The sequence below is a fragment of the Microbacterium aquilitoris genome (assembly GCF_031932285.1).
GTDB classification, from domain to species: domain Bacteria; phylum Actinomycetota; class Actinomycetes; order Actinomycetales; family Microbacteriaceae; genus Microbacterium; species Microbacterium aquilitoris.
In genome coordinates, this window is record NZ_JAUZVT010000002.1 from 612,736 (window position 1) to 630,518 (window position 17,783).

The 17,783-nt window shown below is 70.0% G+C and carries 20 protein-coding genes and 1 tRNA gene; 10 read left to right on the forward strand and 11 right to left on the reverse strand.

The features are described from left to right. The first annotated feature begins 67 nt into the window (after positions 1–67). From Q9S78_RS09710 to Q9S78_RS09725, 4 genes are all read left to right on the forward strand, one after another. A complete protein-coding gene (locus Q9S78_RS09710) occupies positions 68–538 on the forward strand; it encodes a DUF501 domain-containing protein (RefSeq protein ID WP_040570636.1) in 471 nt (156 codons plus the stop codon). Next, positions 535–1,824, forward strand: coding sequence for a S8 family serine peptidase (locus Q9S78_RS09715; protein WP_311870108.1), 1,290 nt, complete (start codon positions 535–537; stop codon positions 1,822–1,824). The genes Q9S78_RS09710 and Q9S78_RS09715 overlap by 4 nt, the downstream gene beginning before the upstream one ends. Before the next feature lie 32 nt (positions 1,825–1,856). Next, positions 1,857–3,248, forward strand: a complete 1,392-nt coding sequence (locus Q9S78_RS09720) for an NAD(P)/FAD-dependent oxidoreductase (RefSeq protein ID WP_018188340.1) — start codon at positions 1,857–1,859, stop codon at positions 3,246–3,248. A gap of 80 nt (positions 3,249–3,328) precedes the next feature. Beyond that, positions 3,329–3,401: transfer RNA gene (locus tag Q9S78_RS09725), tRNA-Leu, on the forward strand. 5 nt (positions 3,402–3,406) lie between these two features. Here Q9S78_RS09725 and Q9S78_RS09730 read toward each other — a convergent pair. Continuing rightward, positions 3,407–4,219, reverse strand: a complete 813-nt coding sequence (locus Q9S78_RS09730) for a hypothetical protein (RefSeq protein WP_311857090.1) — start codon at positions 4,217–4,219, stop codon at positions 3,407–3,409. A gap of 112 nt (positions 4,220–4,331) precedes the next feature. On the opposite strand from Q9S78_RS09730, the gene Q9S78_RS09735 reads away from it, so the two are divergent. Genes Q9S78_RS09735 through ilvA form a run of 3 tightly spaced genes read left to right on the forward strand, consistent with a single transcriptional unit; the run spans position 4,332 to position 7,385 of the window. Next, a complete protein-coding gene (locus Q9S78_RS09735) occupies positions 4,332–4,898 on the forward strand; it encodes a LemA family protein (RefSeq protein ID WP_018188338.1) in 567 nt (188 codons plus the stop codon). 58 nt (positions 4,899–4,956) lie between these two features. Further along, positions 4,957–6,141 carry an AI-2E family transporter gene (locus Q9S78_RS09740; protein WP_311870109.1) on the forward strand — a complete coding sequence of 395 codons (1,185 nt, stop codon included), beginning with the start codon at positions 4,957–4,959 and terminating at the stop codon, positions 6,139–6,141. Next, positions 6,138–7,385, forward strand: coding sequence for a threonine ammonia-lyase (gene ilvA / locus Q9S78_RS09745; protein ID WP_311870110.1), 1,248 nt, complete (start codon positions 6,138–6,140; stop codon positions 7,383–7,385). Before Q9S78_RS09740 ends, ilvA begins: the two co-directional genes overlap by 4 nt. Positions 7,386–7,395: 10 nt before the next feature. Here the strand turns inward: ilvA and greA are convergent, their stop codons facing one another. After that, entirely contained in the window at positions 7,396–7,875 is a 480-nt protein-coding gene (greA, locus tag Q9S78_RS09750; RefSeq protein WP_018188335.1) for a transcription elongation factor GreA, read from the reverse strand. A 71-nt stretch (positions 7,876–7,946) separates the two neighbouring features. Next, complete coding sequence (locus Q9S78_RS09755) at positions 7,947–8,351, reverse strand: DUF4307 domain-containing protein (RefSeq protein WP_311870111.1); 405 nt, start codon at positions 8,349–8,351, stop codon at positions 7,947–7,949. A 60-nt stretch (positions 8,352–8,411) separates the two neighbouring features. On the opposite strand from Q9S78_RS09755, the gene Q9S78_RS09760 reads away from it, so the two are divergent. After that, positions 8,412–8,693: a hypothetical protein gene (locus Q9S78_RS09760; RefSeq protein ID WP_311870112.1), complete on the forward strand. Its 282-nt coding sequence runs from the start codon at positions 8,412–8,414 to the stop codon at positions 8,691–8,693. On the opposite strand, the gene trhA is transcribed toward Q9S78_RS09760, so the two are convergent. Beyond that, on the reverse strand, positions 8,665–9,369 hold the full coding sequence (gene trhA, locus Q9S78_RS09765) for a PAQR family membrane homeostasis protein TrhA (protein WP_311870702.1): 705 nt from the start codon (positions 9,367–9,369) through the stop codon (positions 8,665–8,667). The genes Q9S78_RS09760 and trhA overlap by 29 nt on opposite strands. Positions 9,370–9,488: 119 nt before the next feature. Here trhA and Q9S78_RS09770 point away from each other — a divergent pair, with 119 nt between their 5' ends. Beyond that, positions 9,489–10,274, forward strand: coding sequence for an isoprenyl transferase (locus Q9S78_RS09770; RefSeq protein WP_018188331.1), 786 nt, complete (start codon positions 9,489–9,491; stop codon positions 10,272–10,274). A 258-nt stretch (positions 10,275–10,532) separates the two neighbouring features. Beyond that, a complete protein-coding gene (gene phoH2 / locus Q9S78_RS09775; protein WP_018188330.1) occupies positions 10,533–11,843 on the forward strand; it encodes an RNA 5'-3' helicase PhoH2 in 1,311 nt (436 codons plus the stop codon). Positions 11,844–11,906: 63 nt separating this feature from the next. Here phoH2 and Q9S78_RS09780 read toward each other — a convergent pair whose 3' ends face one another. From Q9S78_RS09780 to xseA, 7 genes are read right to left on the reverse strand one after another with little or no spacing between them, the layout of a single operon-like run. After that, positions 11,907–12,563, reverse strand: a complete 657-nt coding sequence (locus Q9S78_RS09780) for a response regulator transcription factor (RefSeq protein WP_311870113.1) — start codon at positions 12,561–12,563, stop codon at positions 11,907–11,909. Next, positions 12,560–13,540 carry a sensor histidine kinase gene (locus Q9S78_RS09785; protein WP_018188328.1) on the reverse strand — a complete coding sequence of 327 codons (981 nt, stop codon included), beginning with the start codon at positions 13,538–13,540 and terminating at the stop codon, positions 12,560–12,562. Before Q9S78_RS09785 ends, Q9S78_RS09780 begins: the two co-directional genes overlap by 4 nt. A 10-nt stretch (positions 13,541–13,550) precedes the next feature. After that, complete coding sequence (locus Q9S78_RS09790) at positions 13,551–14,948, reverse strand: class II fumarate hydratase (protein WP_026302988.1); 1,398 nt, start codon at positions 14,946–14,948, stop codon at positions 13,551–13,553. Between the two features lie 48 nt (positions 14,949–14,996). Then, positions 14,997–15,635 carry a carbonic anhydrase gene (locus Q9S78_RS09795; protein WP_018188326.1) on the reverse strand — a complete coding sequence of 213 codons (639 nt, stop codon included), beginning with the start codon at positions 15,633–15,635 and terminating at the stop codon, positions 14,997–14,999. Beyond that, entirely contained in the window at positions 15,632–16,255 is a 624-nt protein-coding gene (locus Q9S78_RS09800) for a DUF4245 family protein (RefSeq protein WP_020097068.1), read from the reverse strand. Before Q9S78_RS09800 ends, Q9S78_RS09795 begins: the two co-directional genes overlap by 4 nt. Next, a complete protein-coding gene (locus tag Q9S78_RS09805) occupies positions 16,255–16,476 on the reverse strand; it encodes an exodeoxyribonuclease VII small subunit (protein ID WP_018188324.1) in 222 nt (73 codons plus the stop codon). The genes Q9S78_RS09800 and Q9S78_RS09805 overlap by 1 nt, the downstream gene beginning before the upstream one ends. A gap of 10 nt (positions 16,477–16,486) precedes the next feature. Next, on the reverse strand, positions 16,487–17,782 hold the full coding sequence (gene xseA, locus Q9S78_RS09810) for an exodeoxyribonuclease VII large subunit (RefSeq protein ID WP_018188323.1): 1,296 nt from the start codon (positions 17,780–17,782) through the stop codon (positions 16,487–16,489). Position 17,783: the final 1 nt, after the last annotated feature.

A 17,783-nucleotide genomic window follows, 5' to 3' on the forward strand; every position in this document is an offset into this window, starting at 1 on the left:
CGCCGGGTACCCTTGAGCGGTGCCCCATCCGACGCTCACGCCCGCCTCCGCTGCCGACCACGACACCATGCGTGAACAGCTCGGCCGGCCCATGCGCGGTGTCATCGGCATCGCGGCGCGCTGCGTCTGCGGCAACCCGACGGTGGTGGCCACCGAGCCGCGGCTCCCCGACGGCACGCCGTTCCCCACCTTCTACTACCTCACCCACCCGGGGGCGACGGCGGCCATGTCGGCGCTGGAGGCCACGCAGGTCATGCGCGAGCTCAACGACGACCTCGCCGCGGATGACGATCTCGCAACCGCGTACGCGGCCGCGCACGCCGCGTACCTCGCCGATCGGGAGGTCCACGGCTCGGTCGAGGAGATCTCCGGTGTGTCGGCGGGAGGCATGCCCACCCGCGTCAAGTGCCTCCACGCCCTCGCGGCGCATTCGCTCGCCGCCGGGCCCGGGGTCAACCCGATCGGCGACCTCGCCCTCGCCCGCGGCACCTGGTCGCCCGAGCGCTGCACCTGCGCGACGCCGAGGACGACCGGATGAGGGGAGCCCGCGCCGCCCTCGCCGCCGCGGTCGTAGGGGTGTCCATCCTCCTGACCGCCGCCGCGCCCGCACCGACGCCGTCCCCGTCGCCCGCCCCGATAGACCCGGTGCGGAACATGGAGTATTGGCTGAAGGAGTACGGCATCGCCGACGCCTGGAAGACGACCAAGGGCGCCGGGACGACGATCGCCGTCATCGACACCGGCATCGGACGAGGCCCGAAGGAACTCGACGGTGCCGTCGTCGGCGGGGCCGACTTCTCAGGCGTGGGCACGGCCGACGGTCGCACCCCCGTCGGTGACGAGGACCGCAACCACGGCAGCTGGGTCGCGTCCCTGGCGGCCGGTCGCGGCACCGCTCCCGACAAGGGGATGACGGGGGTCGCGCCGGAAGCCGACCTCCTGTCGCTGTCCATCGGCTTCGGAGACAACGCGAGCGTGCCCTTCGTCGACCAGGTCGCCGAAGCGATCCGCTGGGCGGTCGACCATGGCGCAGACGTGATCAACCTCTCCTTCACCACGAACACCCTCGACTGGGATCGCGCGTGGGATGACGCCTTCCTCTACGCGTTCGACCACGACGTGGTCGTGGTGGTCGCCGCGGGCAATCGCGAGAGCGGCACCGAGGAGGTCGGCGCCCCGGCGACGATCCCGGGCGTCCTCACCGTCGGCGGTGTCGACCGCGAGGGTCGCGCCAGCAACACGGCATCCACTCAGGGCATCACGATCGGCATCTCCGCCCCCAGCGAGGAACTGCTGGGAGTCTCCGCCAACGGCGACCTCGTCATCTGGGACGGGACGAGCGGCGCCGCTCCGATCGTGGCAGGTGTCGCCGCGCTGGTCCGCTCGGCCCACCCCGAGCTGAGCGCGGGCAACGTCATCAACAGGCTCATCAAGACGGCGACCCCCTCCGACCGGGTGAAGAAGGTACCCAGTGCGCTGTACGGATACGGTCTCATCAACGCCGCCAAAGCGGTGACGGCGTCCGTCCCCCCGGTCTCGGCGAACCCCGCGGACGACCTGCGCGACTGGATCCGCCTGTACCGTCGCGCCGAGTCCTCTCCCGCGCCGAGCGCCACGCCGACGCCGTATGAGGTCGCGCCGCTTCCCGCCGCCGAGCCCAGGAGCGATGCCGTGTCGCCCTTACTGCCGAGCAGTGACACGCTGCGCTACGGTACGGTGCCGCTCGTCGTTCTCAGCCTGGGGACTATACTGGTCGTGCTCGGGGTCACCGCTGCTGCCCGGCGCATCCGATCGGCGCGCACCCCGCGACCGCCGAGCCGTTGAATCAAGGAGTTCTTCCGACTGTGACTACCACTGTGCCCAAGATTCTGGTCGTCGGAGGCGGCTACGCCGGTTTCTACACGGCGTGGAAGCTCGAGAAGCACCTCCGCAAGGGTGAGGCCGAGGTCACGATCGTCGACCCGCTTCCGTACATGACCTACCAGCCGTTCCTCCCCGAGGTCGCGGCCGGCGAGATCGAAGCCCGCCACGTGGTGGTCGGCCTCCGTCGTCACCTGAAGCGCACGCGCGTCGTGACGGCGAAGATCACCGGCATCGACCACGCGAGCAAGACCGCCACGGTAACCCCCGAGGACGGCGAGCCCTGGCAGGAGCAGTACGACCAGATCGTCGTCACCGCCGGCGCCGTCTCCCGCACCTTCCCGATCCCCGGCATCGCCGAGAACGCCATCGGGCTGAAGACCGTCGAAGAGGCCGTCGCGATCCGCGACCGCATCCTCACCAACTTCGACCGCGCCGCGAACCTCCCGGCCGGCCCCGAGCGGGACCGCCTGCTCACGGTCGTCGTCGTCGGCGGCGGATTCGCGGGCATCGAGGTGTTCGCCGAGACGCGCGCCTTCGCCAGTGCGCTGCTGAAGAACTACCCGAACATCACGTTCGAGGAGACCCACTTCCACCTCATCGAGGCCATGGGCCGCATCATGCCCGAGGTGTCGCTCAAGACGAGCGAGTGGGTCCTGAAGGACCTCGCCAAGCGCGGCGCGAACGTGCACCTCGACACCCAGGTGAAGGGCGCCGTCGACGGCAACGTCGAGCTCTCCACCGGCCAGGTCATCCCGACCGACGTCATCATCTGGACCGCTGGCGTCATGGCGAACCCGACCGTCGTCCGCGGCAGCGACCTCCCCGTCGAGGAGCGCGGCCGCATCAACACGCGGGCCGACCTCCGCGTCGGAACGCCCGAGGCCTTCGTCGAGGGCGCCTGGGCGGCCGGTGACGTCGCGGCAGTGCCCGACCTGAGCGGTGGCGGTGTGGGGGGCTTCTGCGTCCCGAACGCACAGCACGCCGTCCGCCAGGGCAAGCTGCTCGCGAAGAACGTCGTCGCCGTGCTGCGGGGCGAGGAGCCCAAGGAGTACTTCCACAAGAACCTGGGCGCCGTCGCCGGCCTCGGTCTCTACAACGGCGTGTTCCAGTCCGGCAAGATCGCGGTCAAGGGCTTCTTCGCCTGGATCGCGCACCGCGGCTACCACGGCCTGGCCATGCCCACCTTCGAGCGCAAGTTCCGCGTCGTCGGCGACTGGTGGCAGAACTTCTGGCTCGGCCGCGACAACGTCTCGCTCGAGACGCTGCAGAACCCGCGCGAGGTCTTCGAGCGGTTCGCGTCGCGTCCGCGCCCGGCGGCTCCCGAGACACCCCCGATCGACCCGAAGTCGGTCGCCGCGGAGAAGACCGGTACGGTCGCCAGCTGATCGACCCCTTCGAACGACCCCCGTCCGGCGCCTGCCGGCCGGGGGTCGCTCTCGTTGCGGCCGGGATACCCTGGCCACGGGCCCCCATAGCCCAACGGCAGAGGCAGGCGACTTAAAATCGCTTCAGTCTGGGTTCGAGTCCCAGTGGGGGTACGGTCTCATCCCGCCAGGATGCTGGGGGGATCGGCATCCCGCCAGCGTTCGATCGTTTGGGTCGTCCAGAACACGGCGAAGGCGCCGAGCGCGATCGCTTCGCCGATGAGCACTCCGACGGTCTGGGGATGCCGGATCGCGGCGATGATCGTCAGGACGAGCGCCGCCACCATGACGACCGCGACGGCCGTGTACACCCGCCGGTAGACGGATGCGGGGCGCTCTCCGCCGCCGAACACGGTGACGAGCGGAACGGCGGCGAACATCGCGAAGAAGCAGACGGTCGCGACGAGGTGCAGGTTGACGCCCCCGGCGAAGGGAAAGCCCCGGGAGAGTCCGGGCGTGAACGTGAGGACGCCCAGCGAGGCCGCGGTGACCACCGCGATGCTCCCGACGATCACGACCCGCCGCCGTGCGATCCCACCCCGGGCGGCGAGCACGATCCCCAGGACGACGGCGGCCGCGACCATCACGATGTAGACGCCCACGCCGTTGCGGACGGTCGGCAGGACGTCGTCGGGCACGAACGCCCTCTCGCGATAGCCGGTCGGGACGATGGCGATGAGCGGGGCGAAGACGGCGGCGACGTCGAGCAGGATCGACTCCGCATCGCGTCCCGACAGTGCCAGCAGCGCGACGGCCGCAGCGGTGAGGCCGCCGACGAACACGCCTCGGGCGGGGGAGTAGAAGTAGGCGCTGATCGAGGGGAGCGGCACCCAACCGTCCTGCGCCATCTGGAAGAGGACGGATGCCGCGATGGCCACCACGATCCCGACGAGGGCGAGGCGGAGGGAGCGATGCGTCTGCAGACCCGTCACACCTGCGACCCTACAAGCCGCATCCCGTGTGCAACGCCTGGGAACAGACGCTCGCGGTCCGCACAGGAGACGTCCCCGTCGTTAGGATGATGAGGCTATCGATCGGAGATTCATGGAATACCTCATCCCGGTCCTCGTCGTCGTCGCCCTCCTCGTCATCGTCGGCGTCTACCTGTGGGCCACCTACAACTCCCTCGTCGCCCTGGCTGTGAGGGTGGATGAGGCGTGGAGCGACATCACGGTGCAGCTCAAGCGCCGTGCGGACCTGCTGCCCAACCTCATCGAGACGGTCAAGGGCTACGCCGCTCACGAGAAGGCGGTCTTCGAGAACGTGACGCAGGCGCGTGCCGAGACGCTCACGGCGTCCACGCCCGCGGACGCGGGTGTGGCCGAGGGCCACATGCAGCAGGCGCTCAAGTCGCTGTTCGCCGTCGCGGAGGCCTATCCGCAGCTGCAGGCGAGCCAGAACTTCCTCCAGCTCCAGCAGGCGGTCGTCGACACCGAGGACAAGATTCAGGCGTCGCGCCGCTTCTACAACGGTGGCGTCCGCGAACTGAACACGAAGATCAAGGTGTTCCCGAACAACCTCTTCGCCCGCCGGCTCGGTTTCGGCGAGCGGGAGTTCTTCGAGGTCGTCGACGGTGCGGCGATCGCCGAGCCGCCGAGGATTCAGTTCTGACTGCGACGCCGGGCGGGGGCGCGCCGTCCCGCATGGCCGGGCGTCCTAGGATGAGCCAGTGAGCGGCACCGACGACAAGCCCCGCAACGGCTTCTTCGACTCCCTCCGTGCACGCACGGTGTCCACCGACGTGTCGGGGACTGTCCCGCGCGGCCTGAAGATCGCGACCGCCTACGCGTGGCGCTTCCTCGTCCTGGCGGCGGCGATCGCCGTCATGGTCTGGATCGTCATCCAGCTGCGGCTGCTGATCATCCCGCTCCTGGCCGCGATCCTCATCACCGCTCTCGTGTGGCCGATGTTCACCCTCCTGCTGCGGCGTCTACCGCGCTGGCTCGCGCTCGTCATCACCCTGCTCGTCACGGTCGCCATCATCGGCGGACTCCTCTGGGTGGCGATCTGGCAGATCACGCAGGATGCGGCATCCGTTCGCAACCGCACGATCGCGGGGATCGGGCAGTTCCGGGACTACCTCATCGACGGTCCGCTCCACCTCACCGGGCGCGAGATCGACGACGCCGTCAGGCAGGGCTTCGGGATGCTCCAGGAGCAAGCGCAGCTGCTGTGGTCGGGTGCGCTGGCGATCGGGTCGACGATCGGGCATGTGGCCACCGGCATCCTGCTGACGCTGTTCATCCTCATCTGCATCCTCGCCGACGGCGGCGGCATCTGGCGCTGGGTCGTGCGGCTGTTCCCCCAGCGCGCCCGTGACGCCGTCGACGGCGCCGGCCGGGCCGGATGGCGCACGGTGATCACTTATGCCCGCACCCAGCTGCTCGTCGCCACGATCGACGCGATCGGCATCGGCGTCGGCGCGGCCCTCCTCGGGGTGCCGCTCGCGGCCCCGATCGGCGTGCTGGTCTTCCTCGGCGCGTTCGTCCCCTTCGTCGGAGCGGTGCTGACGGGCGCTCTCGCCGTGTTCCTCGCCCTCGTCTACAACGGGCCGTGGATCGCCCTCTGGATGCTCGTCATCGTCCTCGGCGTCCAGCAGATAGAGGGCCACATCCTGCAACCGCTCCTGATGGGGGCAGCCGTCAAGGTCCACCCGCTGGCCGTCGTGCTGGCCGTGGCAGGGGGAGCGATGATCGCCGGGATCGCGGGTGCGGTGTTCGCCGTCCCGCTGGCGGCGTTCGTCAACGTGGTCTGGCTCTACCTCTCGCGGCGAGGGTGGGAGAAGCCCGTGGATGCCGGTCCTGACGACCTCATCTGGAGCACCGTGCCGCGAAGCAGGAGGATGACCGCGTGAGCGAACAGGCGAAGATCGCCGCCCCCACCCTGGCGGAGTTCGAGGCCGCCGCGACCGAGCTCGCCGGTGTCGTCTCGCGCACCCCCGTGGAGGGCTCCGACTTCCTGTCGGGAGTCCTCGGCGCCCCCGTGCACCTGAAGCTCGAGAACCTTCAGCGCACCGGCTCGTTCAAGATCCGCGGTGCGACCTACCGGCTGTCCCGCCTCACCGAGGAGGAACGGGCTCGTGGCGTCGTCGCCGCGTCCGCCGGCAACCACGCGCAGGGGGTCGCCCTCGGGGCGCAGACCCTCGGCATCCGTGCCACCATCTTCATGCCCCTGGGCGTGCCGGTACCCAAGCTCCTCGCGACGCGCGGATACGGCGCGGACGTGATCCTCGAGGGGGCGACGGTCGAGACGCCGCTCCGCCTCGCGCAGGAGTTCGCCGAGCGCACCGGCGCCGTGTTCATCCCTCCCTACGACAATCACGACATTATCCTCGGCCAGGGGACCCTGGGCCTCGAGCTCATGGATGAGATCCCCGGGCTCGAGACCGTCGTCGTCGGCATCGGCGGGGGAGGGCTCGCCGCCGGCGTGGCCGCGGCCGTGAAGGCGCGCGCCGCCGCCGAAGGTCGCAGAATCCGGGTCATCGGCGTGCAGGCGGAGAACTCCGCGGGATACCCGGGCTCGCTCCTCGCCGGCCGTCCGCTGGACGCGGAGCACACGTCGCCCACGATCGCGGACGGGATCGCCGTGAAGCGTCCGGGCACGATCCCGTTTGACATCATCCGGGACCTCGTGGACGAGGTCGTCACGGTGAGCGACGACGACATCGCCCGCGCGATCCTGGTACTGATCGAGCGCGCGAAACAGGTCGTCGAGCCCGCCGGCGCGGTGGGAGTGGCCGCGATCCTCACCGGCAAGGTCGTCGCGTCGGGTCCGACCGCGGCGATCCTCTCGGGAGGGAACATCGACCCGCTGCTGCTGCAGCGCGTCGTCGCGCACGGCCTGGCGGCCTCCGGTCGGTACATGACCCTGCAGATCCCGTTGCCCGACCGTCCCGGTCAGCTCGCACGGGTGTCCGAGCTGCTGTCGGTCGTGGGAGCGAACGTGATCGAGGTGCTGCACACCCGCCACGGACAGGGCCTGCAGATCAGCGAGGTCATCCTGCAGCTGAGCGTCGAGACGCGCGGCGAGGAGCACCGCGCTCAGGTTCTCGCGATCCTGCAGGACGCCGGTTACGCGCCGACAGTCGTCCCGAACTGACCGGGCCCGGTCACTGACCGGTGTAGGTCTCGACCTTCACGATCTCGACGGAGATCTCCTTGCCGTTCGGGGCGGTGTAGCTCGTCTTCTCGCCCTCGCGCAGGCCCATGATGGCTTCGCCGAGGGGGGATGCCTCGCTGTAGACGTCGAGCTCGCTGTTCGCGCCGATCTCGCGGTTGCCGAGGAGGAACACCTCTTCGCCGCCAGCGACGATCGCAGTGACGACGGTTCCCGACAGGACCGTGCCGTCGGATTCGGGCGCGACGCCCACCTTCGCGTCCTTCAGCAGCTGCTGGAGCGTGCGGATGCGCGCCTCCTGCTTGCCCTGCTCGTCCTTCGCCGCGTGGTAGCCGCCGTTCTCCTTGAGGTCGCCTTCTTCGCGGGCGGCCTCGATGCGCTTGGCGATCTCTTCGCGGCCCGTCGTCGAGAGCTCTTCGAGCTCGGCGGCGAGGCGGTCGTAGGCCTCCTGGGTCAGGAACGTCTCGGACACGTGATCTCCCGGTGCGGTCGATGGGTAAGCCAAACGCCCCGGCAAGTCACCGGGGCGCGAGAAATCCCAGCTTAGAGGATCCAGCAGGAGCGGACAAAACCTGTCGTGGCTTCGGCCGTGGTGCGGATGCGTTCGGTCAGGGCGCGGGTGTGGTCGTTCGAGGACTCCAGTTCGACGACTCTGAACCCGACGATGCCGTGATCCGGATCCTGCGCCTCGAGCGCACACGCGACCTTCGTGTCGGGTCGGATCGACACCTGGAATCGGACCTCGACGGTGTGCTCGTCGACGACGGCGAATCCGGTCGAGTCGGCGTCCACCGAGTTGATCGCATCCGACACGGTCGACCAGCCGAGAAGACCTGTCGCGGCGACGGCGACGACACCGACGAGAACCCAGGTCATGCGGCGGGATGCCGCCGACCGGGTGCGCCCGTACCGCTCGGCGAGCTTGCGGTCGACGTCGGTCAGGGTCATGCGGCATCCGTTCTAGGCTGGGATCCCAGGCTATTCGCTCTGGCTGAGGAATGAGGTCACATGCCGGATCTGCGAGGGCTCGCAGCCACCCCGTCTCCCACCCCGACCGGACCGCCCGCCGAGCTGGTGACGCCGGGTATCGCGGGATTCGTCGCCATCGCGGTGGTGGCGATCGTGATCGTCCTCCTGGCGATCGACATGCTGCGCCGCATCCGCCGTGCTCAGTACCGGTCGGACGTCAACGAGATGCTGGATGCCGAAGAGGCAGCCGCTCGAGAGGACGCGCCCCGCGACGAGGACGGACCCGGGGACCTCACGCCGGGAGGCCCAGCGAGGGGCTGAGCGGCGACAGCGAGATCAACAGACACGCGGTCCAGTGGCAGAGGAACGCCAGCACCGTGCAGACGTGGAAGATCTCGTGGAACCCGAAGTGCCCCGGCCACGGGTTGGGGCGCTTCAGGGCGTAGACGATCGCACCGCCGGTGTAGAGCAGTCCGCCCACGATCACGAGGAACATCATCGCGACGCTCGCGCGCAGCAGGTCGCCCAGGTACATGACGGCGGCCCAGCCGAGCAGCAGGTACAGCGCGACGTAGAGCCAGCGCGGCGCGTTGATCCAGAACACCCGGAACAGGATGCCGAGCAGGGCGCCCGACCACACCAGGACGAGCAGCAGCGTCCCCTGACCGGGGGCGAGGGCGAGGGTCGCGATCGGAGTGTACGTCCCCGCGATGAGCAAGAGGATGTTCGCATGATCGATGCGCTTGAGCACGATCTTGGTCCGCGGGCCCCAGTCGAAACGGTGGTAGAGCGCGGAGTTGCCGAAGAGCAGCAGCGAGGTCACCATGAACACGGCGGCCGCCCACTTCGCCGGGGCTCCCTGCGCGAGCGCGATCAGGACGACTCCCGCGACGATCGCGACGGGGAATGTGCCCGCGTGGATCCACCCGCGCCAAGTGGGTCTGATCTCGACCTGCTCGTCGACCGCCGCCGCTTCGAGGAGGGGCAGCTGAGGCATCTCGGCTCCGTCGTCGGGAAGGTTTCGGGTCACGTTCCCGAGCCTACGCGCGCCGTCATACCGGCGGCTGAATACGCGCCCCTCCCACTCCGATCGCCCGGCCGGAGTAGCGTAGCCCTGTGACCCGCGCCCCTTCGACCCAAGGACGCGGACTGCTGTACCGCCTCTACAGCTCGAGGCTGCGGCGCGAGATCGAGGCGGGCACGGTTCCGCACCACGTCGCGATGATGATCGACGGCAACCGCCGATGGGCTCGCCAGCTCGGGTACACGACCGTGTCGCACGGCCACCGCGCCGGTGCCGCGAAGATGCACGAGTTCCTGCGCTGGTGCGACGAGCTCGGCATCCAGGTCGTCTCGCTCTACCTGCTCTCGACGGACAACCTCGTCAAGCGCGACTCGCAGGAGCTCACGGACCTCATCGAGATCATCGCCGACCTCGCCGAGACCCTCTCGCACGAGCCGGGATGGCGCGTGAAGCACGTCGGTCGCGCCGAGGTGCTCCCGTCCGACCTCGCCGACGGCCTCCGGACGGCGGAGGCGCGCACCCGGGAGAACACCGGACTCCACGTGAACCTCGCGGTCGCCTACGGCGGCCGCGGTGAGATCGTCGACGCCGTCCGCAGCATCATCGCGAAGCACAACGAGAAGGGCGGCTCCCTGGAGGAGCTCGCCGAGAGCCTCACCCCCGAGCAGATCGGCGAGCACCTGTACACCGGTGGTCAGCCGGATCCCGACCTCGTGATCCGGACCTCGGGGGAGCAGCGCCTGAGCGACTTCCTGCTGTGGCAGTCCGCGCACAGCGAGTTCTACTTCGTCGAGGCGCTCGGGCCGGACCTGCGCGAGGTCGATTTCCTCCGCGCGATCCGCGACTTCGGCGACCGGGATCGGCGCTTCGGCAGCTGAGCTCGACACGGGCGGATGCCGCCGGTGCACTCGACACGGAGAGTTCACACGTCGGACACATCAGGCGGCGTGTCGTGGCCCCGGAGTGTCGCCGGGGGAGCCTACGTTCATCCCAACGGGCAGAGCGTCCGTTCGGGTCGGCCTCTCACGACTCGTGACCCCTGGTCGACTCGTGACTGCCGGGTGGGTTCCCACCCGGGGCGGGAGTGGGTTGTGGCCACACGAGCACCTGAGAAGCAGCGTTACCAGGACGAGTCCATGGAGGGGGCCGAGGATCAGGACCTCCGCACCTATGTGCTGGACACCTCCGTCCTCCTGAGCGATCCGCGGGCACTGTTCCGGTTCGCCGAGCACTCCGTCGTGCTGCCGGTCGTCGTGATCACCGAGCTGGAGCGCAAGCGCCACGATCCCGAGATCGGGTACTTCGCCCGCCAGGCGCTGCGTCACCTGGACGAGCTGCGCGTCGAGCACGGTCGGCTCGATTTCCCCGTCCCCGTCGGCGACGAGGGCACACTCCGGGTCGAGCTGACCAACACCGACCCGACCGTCCTCCCCGCGGGGATGCGGCTGGGCGACAACGACACCCGCATCCTTTCGGTCGCCATGCACCTGAGCCAGGAGGGGCAGTCCGTCACGGTCGTCTCGAAGGACCTGCCGATGCGCGTCAAGGCGGCCTCCCTCGGCCTCCACGCCGAGGAGTACCTCGCCGAGCAGGCGGTCGATTCCGGGTGGACGGGGATCGCGTCGATCGACCTGTCGGGCGACGAGGTCAGCGACCTCTACGACAGCGAGATCGGCGTCAGCGAGGACGTGCGCGGGCTCCCCGTGAACACGGGCCTCGTGATCCACTCCGAGCGCGGATCCGCGCTCGGCCGGGTCACCGGCGACGGCTCGTACAAGCTCGTCCGCGGTGATCGCGACGTGTTCGGTCTGCACGGCCGCTCGGCCGAGCAGCGGATCGCGATCGACCTGCTCCTCGACCCCGAGGTGGGCATCGTCTCGCTCGGCGGACGCGCCGGCACCGGCAAGTCCGCGCTCGCCCTCTGCGCAGGTCTCCAGTCGGTCCTCGAGCAGCAGCAGCAGAAGAAGATCATCGTCTTCCGCCCGCTCTACGCGGTCGGCGGACAGGAGCTCGGTTACCTGCCCGGCGACCAGCAGGAGAAGATGAACCCCTGGGGCCAGGCGGTGTTCGACACCCTCGGGTCCGTCGTCACCGGCAACGTCCTCGAGGAGGTCGTCGCGCGGGGGATGCTCGAGGTCATGCCGCTCACGCACATCCGCGGCCGCTCCCTCCACGACGCCTTCGTCATCGTGGATGAGGCGCAGTCGCTCGAGCGGAACGTCCTGCTGACCGTCCTCAGCCGCATCGGGCAGAACTCCCGCGTCGTGCTCACCCACGACGTGGGACAGCGCGACAACCTGCGGGTGGGACGCCACGACGGCATCGCGTCGGTCATCGAGACCCTCAAGGGCCACGACCTGTTCGGCCACGTCACGCTCGTGCGGTCGGAGCGTTCGGCGATCGCCGCACTCGTGACGGACCTGCTGGAAGCCGGCGAACTCAGCTGAGCCGCATCCTGCACGCCACGACGCCCCCGGCCGACGGACCGGGGGCGTCGTGTGTCGGACAGGTCACTCCCAGCGGTAGCCCTCGCCGCGCACCGTCATGATGTGGTCGGCGCCGAGCTTGGCGCGCAGATACCGCACGTAGACGTCGACGACGTTCGATCCCGGGTCGAAGTCCAAGCCCCACACCCGGCTCAGCAGGACCTCCCGCGTGAGGACCTCGCCCGCGTTCCGGACGAACTGCTCGGCGAGGGCGAACTCGCGCGACGACAGCTCCACCTCACGGCCGGCCACGGTGGCTCGGCGCGACAGGATGTCGAGCGTGACGTCTCCGCGCGTGAGCGTGGTGGGAGCGCTCGCGGCACTGTCGCGCAGCCGGGACCGCACGCGTGCCATGAGCTCGGCCACCGCGAAGGGCTTCGGGACGTAGTCGCTGGCCCCGGCATCCAATCCTTCGATCGTGTCGTTCGTCCCGCTCCGCGCGGTGAGCATGATCACCGGCGTCGTGTGGCCCGCGCCGCGGAGCTCGCGGAGGACGTCGAACCCGTCCATGGTGGGCAGTCCGACGTCGAGCACGATGAGGTCGACGTCGCCCGAGAGCGCGATCTCGAGGGCGTCGGGTCCGTCCTCGGCGCCGACCGCCTCGAATCCCTCCGCGTGCACGGCGCGCGAGACGAGCGACACGATGTGCGGTTCGTCGTCGACGATCAGGATGCGGGTCATTCAGTGGCCTCTCGCTGCAGCAGAACATCGCCGGCGCGGATGGGTGACGGCAGCGCCCCCCGGGTGCCGATGGGTATCTCCAGGGTGAACGTAGCACCGCCACCGGGGGTGTCGGCGACGGCGCAGTACCCGCCGTGGGCCTTCGCGATCGCGTCGACGATCGCCAGGCCCAGACCCGAGCCGCCGACATGTCGTTTGCCCGTTCCGCGGTCGAAGCGGCGGAAGATCCGGTGGCGGACGGCGGGCGGGATGCCGGGGCCGTGGTCGCGCACCCAGAGCTGCGCTCCGGCGGCGTGGACGGCGCTCCCGATCTCGATCACCGTGCCGGTGGGGGAGTACTTGGCGGCGTTGTCGGCGAGCTGCACCCACGCCTGCAGCAGACGATCGCCGTCGGCGCGGATCACCGCATCCGCTCCCTGCTCGACGCGCCAGTCGTGGTCGCCGATCACCCCGACCATCTCGAAGACCCGCTGGGTGAGCGCGGCGAGGTCCACCTCGCCCGTGGAGAGCTGTCCGCCCTCGACGGCCGCCAGCACGTCGATGTCGCCGATGAGGCGGGTCATACGGTCGAGCTCGGCGATGCCGAGCGCGCGGATCGCCTCGACGTCGTCCGGGTCCGCGGCATCCATCATCTCGAGGTGGCCGCGGACGATCGTGATGGGCGTCTTCAGTTCGTGACGCACATCGTCGAGCAACCGCTGCTGGGCCTCGAACGCGCCTTCCACCGTGTCGCCGGCGGCCAGTGCGGCCAGCCCTCGGCGCTCGAGGACCGCCCAGCCCACGACACCCACGCCCGCCAGGGCGGGGACCGTGGCGATCGCCCAGATCAGCGCGGTCCACCCGGCGGCGGCCGGGGCGACCAGCAGCACGACGACGAACGCCGCCGCGCCCACGCCGACGAGGCCCGCTGCGGCGACCGCGAGAAGGATCCCGAGTCCCGGCGTGCCCCGTCGCGGTGGTGCGGCGGCGCTGTTCACGCTCCGATTATCAACCCGGGTGGGTCATCGAGAGGAGGTCGAGCTTCTCATCGAGCTGCTGCTCGGTCAGCTCGCCCCGCTCGACGTAGCCGAGGTCGATGACGGCGTCGCGGACGGTGATGCCCTTCGCGACGGAGTGCTTGGCGATCTTCGCGGCGGCCTCGTACCCGATGAGCTTGTTGAGCGGGGTCACGATCGAGGGCGACATCCCCGCGTACGCGGCGGCGCGTTCGACGTTCGCCTCGAGCCCGCTCACCGTCTTGTCGGCGAGGACCCGCATGGCGTTGGAGAGCAGCCGGATCGACTCGAGCAGCGCCGTACCCATCACGGGGATCGCGACGTTGAGCTCGAACGAGCCGGATGCCCCGGCCCAGGCGACCGTGGCGTCGTTGCCGATGACGCGGGCGGCGACCATCAGGGTCGCCTCGGGGACGACGGGGTTGACCTTGCCGGGCATGATCGACGACCCCGGCTGCAAGTCGGGGATGTGCAGCTCTCCAAGGCCGGTGTTCGGTCCCGACCCCATCCAGCGGATGTCGTTGTTGATCTTCGTGAGCGAGACGGCGATGGTGCGGAGTGCCCCGGATGCCTCCACGAGACCGTCGCGGTTGGCCTGCGCCTCGAAGTGGTCCTTGGCCTCGGTGATCGGCAGCTCGGTCTCGGCGGCCAGGAGCTCGATGACCTTCTGCGGGAAGCCCAGGGGGGTGTTGATGCCCGTGCCGACGGCGGTGCCGCCGAGGGGGACCTCGCCGACGCGCGGGAGGACGGCCTGGACGCGCTCGATACCGAGACGCATCTGACGCGCGTAGCCGCCGAACTCCTGACCGAGGGTGACCGGTGTCGCGTCCATGAGGTGCGTACGGCCGCTCTTGACGACGCTCTTCCACGCCTGCGCCTTCTCCTCGAAGGCCACGGCGAGGTGGTCCAGGGCGGGGATCAGGTCGTCGATGAGGGCCTGGGTGACGGCGATGTGCACCGACGTGGGGAACACGTCGTTGGACGACTGCGACGCGTTGACGTGGTCGTTCGGGTGAACGCTCGAACCGAGCTTGCGGGTCGCGAGGGTCGCGAGGACCTCGTTCATGTTCATGTTCGACGAGGTGCCCGAACCGGTCTGGTACGTGTCGACCGGGAACTGCGCGTCGTAGGCGCCGGTGACGACCTCGTCCGCGGCCCAGGCGATCGCGTCGGCGATCGAACCGTCGAGGGTGCCGAGGTCCTTGTTGGCCAGCGCGGCGGCCTTCTTGATGCGCGCCAGGGCCGCGATCTGCGTCGACTCGAGTCCCGAGCCCGAGATGGGGAAGTTCTCGACGGCGCGCTGGGTCTGCGCGGCGTAGAGCGCGTCCTTCGGCACGCGCACCTCACCCATCGTGTCGTGCTCGATGCGGTAGTCGGTCTCGTCAGTCATGTCGTTCACGTCCTCGTTTCACGTGTCTGCGGAAGGGGGATGGGGGCGTCAGCCGGCTTCGCCGACCACGACGTCGGGGATCGCGGTGCCGTCGGCCAGGCGATAGTTCGCCCCGACCACCGCCACGCGTCCCTCGGCCACGGCGTCGCTGATCAGCTCGGAGGAGTGCAGGATGCCGGCGACGGTGTCGCGCAGGTGCTCGCGGCCGACCTCCTCGGCATCCACCGACGCTGCACTCGAGCCGGGGGTGGCCTGCAGGACGCGGCGGACGGCGGGGACGATCGGTGCGACCTGGCGCCAGATGCCGGCCGGGAGGGCGGGCGCGTCGGGAGCCGTCGATTCGATGGCGGCGCGGACGGCGCCGCACTCGTCGTGCCCGAGGACCACGATCAGCGGCACACCCAGCACGGCGACGGCGTACTCGAGACTGCCGACCACGGAGTCGGAGATCACCTGCCCGGCGTTGCGGATGACGAACAGGTCGCCGAGTCCCTCGTCGAAGATGATCTCCGCCGCGAGGCGGGAGTCGGAGCAGCCGAACAGGGCTGCGGTGGGACGCTGCACGTGCGCCAGTTCATGGCGACGCTCCGCATCCTGTCGGGGGTGCTGGGGCTCTCCGGCGACGAATCGGCGGTTGCCGGCGAGCATGGCGGACCAGACGTCGGACGGGCGGGGGTTCTCGCTCATCGCGCTTCCTCTCGCAGGGTGCGGATCTGATCGCCGAGGCTCTCGGCGACCGTCGTGGCGGCGCCTTGGTCGGTGGACTCGGCCAGGCCGATGACGACCGTGTCGGAGCCGATGGTCGTGGACAGTGCGTAGGTGATCTTCTCCACCGACGACGGCAGGTCGTAGACGTCCCACTCGATGCCGTCGATGGTCGACGTGCCGGTCGGTGCGTAGCCGCCCAGCTCTCGCGACACCCACTGCGCGGGCGGGTCGAACGCCTGGGTGACCTCGACGTAGCCGCTCGACGGGGCGTAGACGATGCGCCACTCACCGCCGTCGACGAGCGCGGAGTTGGCGCGCCACGATCCGGGCACCTCGGGGACGATCACACCGCGTCCGACGGTCTTCTCGGCCGCCGCTGCCGCGGCGGGGACATCCGCCTCGGGAGTGTCGGCGGGGGTGCCCCGTGGCACGCCGAGGTAGACGACGGCCATGATGCCGAGGCAGACGATGAGCGCGGCGATCAGGTTGCGGAAGGTCTTGCTGGAGCGGTAGCGCTGCGACGACGCGGCCTTGCGGGCTGCGGTCTCGTCCGGTGTCTCGGGTCGGCCGAGCTCGGCGACGACGCGGGGTTTGGCCATCAGGACGCGGTCCCGCCGTCGGGACGCGCCTCGTCGAGCCGCCGCTTGGCGCCCAGCAGCCATTCCTCGCAGCGCGCCGCGAGGGCCTCGCCGCGCGTCCACAGGCTGAGCGACTCCTCGAGCGTGGGCGACCCCTGCTCGAGTTTCGCGACGACCTGGACGAGCTCGTCGCGGGCCTGCTCGAAAGTGAGGCTCGAGACATCACCCGCGTCGCTCGTCATGGCTCCCATCCTAGATCGCGGAGGGAGCGGCATCCGCCCCCGTCTCGGCGATCTCGCCCGCCGAGCGCGCCGCGAACGAGCCGCGCCCCACCGTCACGACGACGTCGGTCCCCGCGGGCGCCTGCTCCGCGTCGCGGACGATGCCGCCGCCGGGGAGGTGCGCGATCGCGTAGCCGCGGTCGAGGGTGGCGCCGGGGGAGAGGGCGCGGAGGGATGCCCGGAGCTCAGCGGTCGAGCGGGCCGCGGCATCCCATCTGCGGGTCATCACGTCGCGACCGCGGGACGCCAGCGCGACGATCTCCTGCGCGCGGCCGGTCAGCAGGGACTCCGGATCCCGCAGGACCGGGCGCGAGCGCAGCTGGGCGAGCGCGGCGATGTCGTGGCCGACACGCTGGGTCAGCCGGGTGCGAGCGCGGCTCCGCAACTGCTGCACGAGCGCCCGCTGCTCGGACACGTCCGGCACGACCCGCTTGGCGGCGTCCGTCGGCGTGGAGGCCCGGAGATCGGCGACCTCGTCGAGGAGCGGGTGGTCGTTCTCGTGTCCGATGGCGGAGACGACGGGGGTGGATGCCGCGGCCACCGCGCGGACGAGCCTCTCGTCGCTGAAGCCGAGCAGGGTCTGCGGATCGCCGCCGCCGCGGGCGATGATGATGACGTCGACCTCGGGATCGGCGTCCAGCTCGCGGAGAGCGGCCAGCGTCTCGGGGACGCAGCGGTCGCCCTGTACGGCCGCATGGATCGTCCGGAACCGGACGTGCGGCCAGCGCAGCTCCGCGTTGCGGTGGACGTCCTTCTCCGCGTCGCTGCGCTCACCCGTGATCAACCCGATGACGTGGGGCAGGAAGGGAAGCGGCTGCTTGCGTGCCGGGTCGAAGAGACCCTCTGCGCGGAGCGTCGCGCGCAGTCGCTCGAGCCGCTCGAGCTGATCCCCGAGACCGGTGTGACGCATGGCGGAGACGGTGAAGCTGAAGTCGCCCGTCTTCACGAAGTAGTCGGCCTTGACGCACGCGACCACACGGTCGCCGATCTTCAGGTCGCCGGGGGTGCGCTGCAGCGTGGAGGACCACATGCGGAACGAGAGCATGCCGTCGCCCGAGGCATCCTTCAATCGTCCGAAGACGTGACCACCGCGGAGGTTCCACGCGGTGATCTCGCCCTCGACCCAGACCGCGCCCCACTTCTGCACGAAGTCGCGGATGGTCTCGTTCAGACGGGAGACCGAAGTCGGGGTGTCGGGGGAGGAGTCCCGCGGGTGCACCGCATCCGGCGGCGGGACGGCACCCGCCTCGGTCTGGAAAGTCGTCACG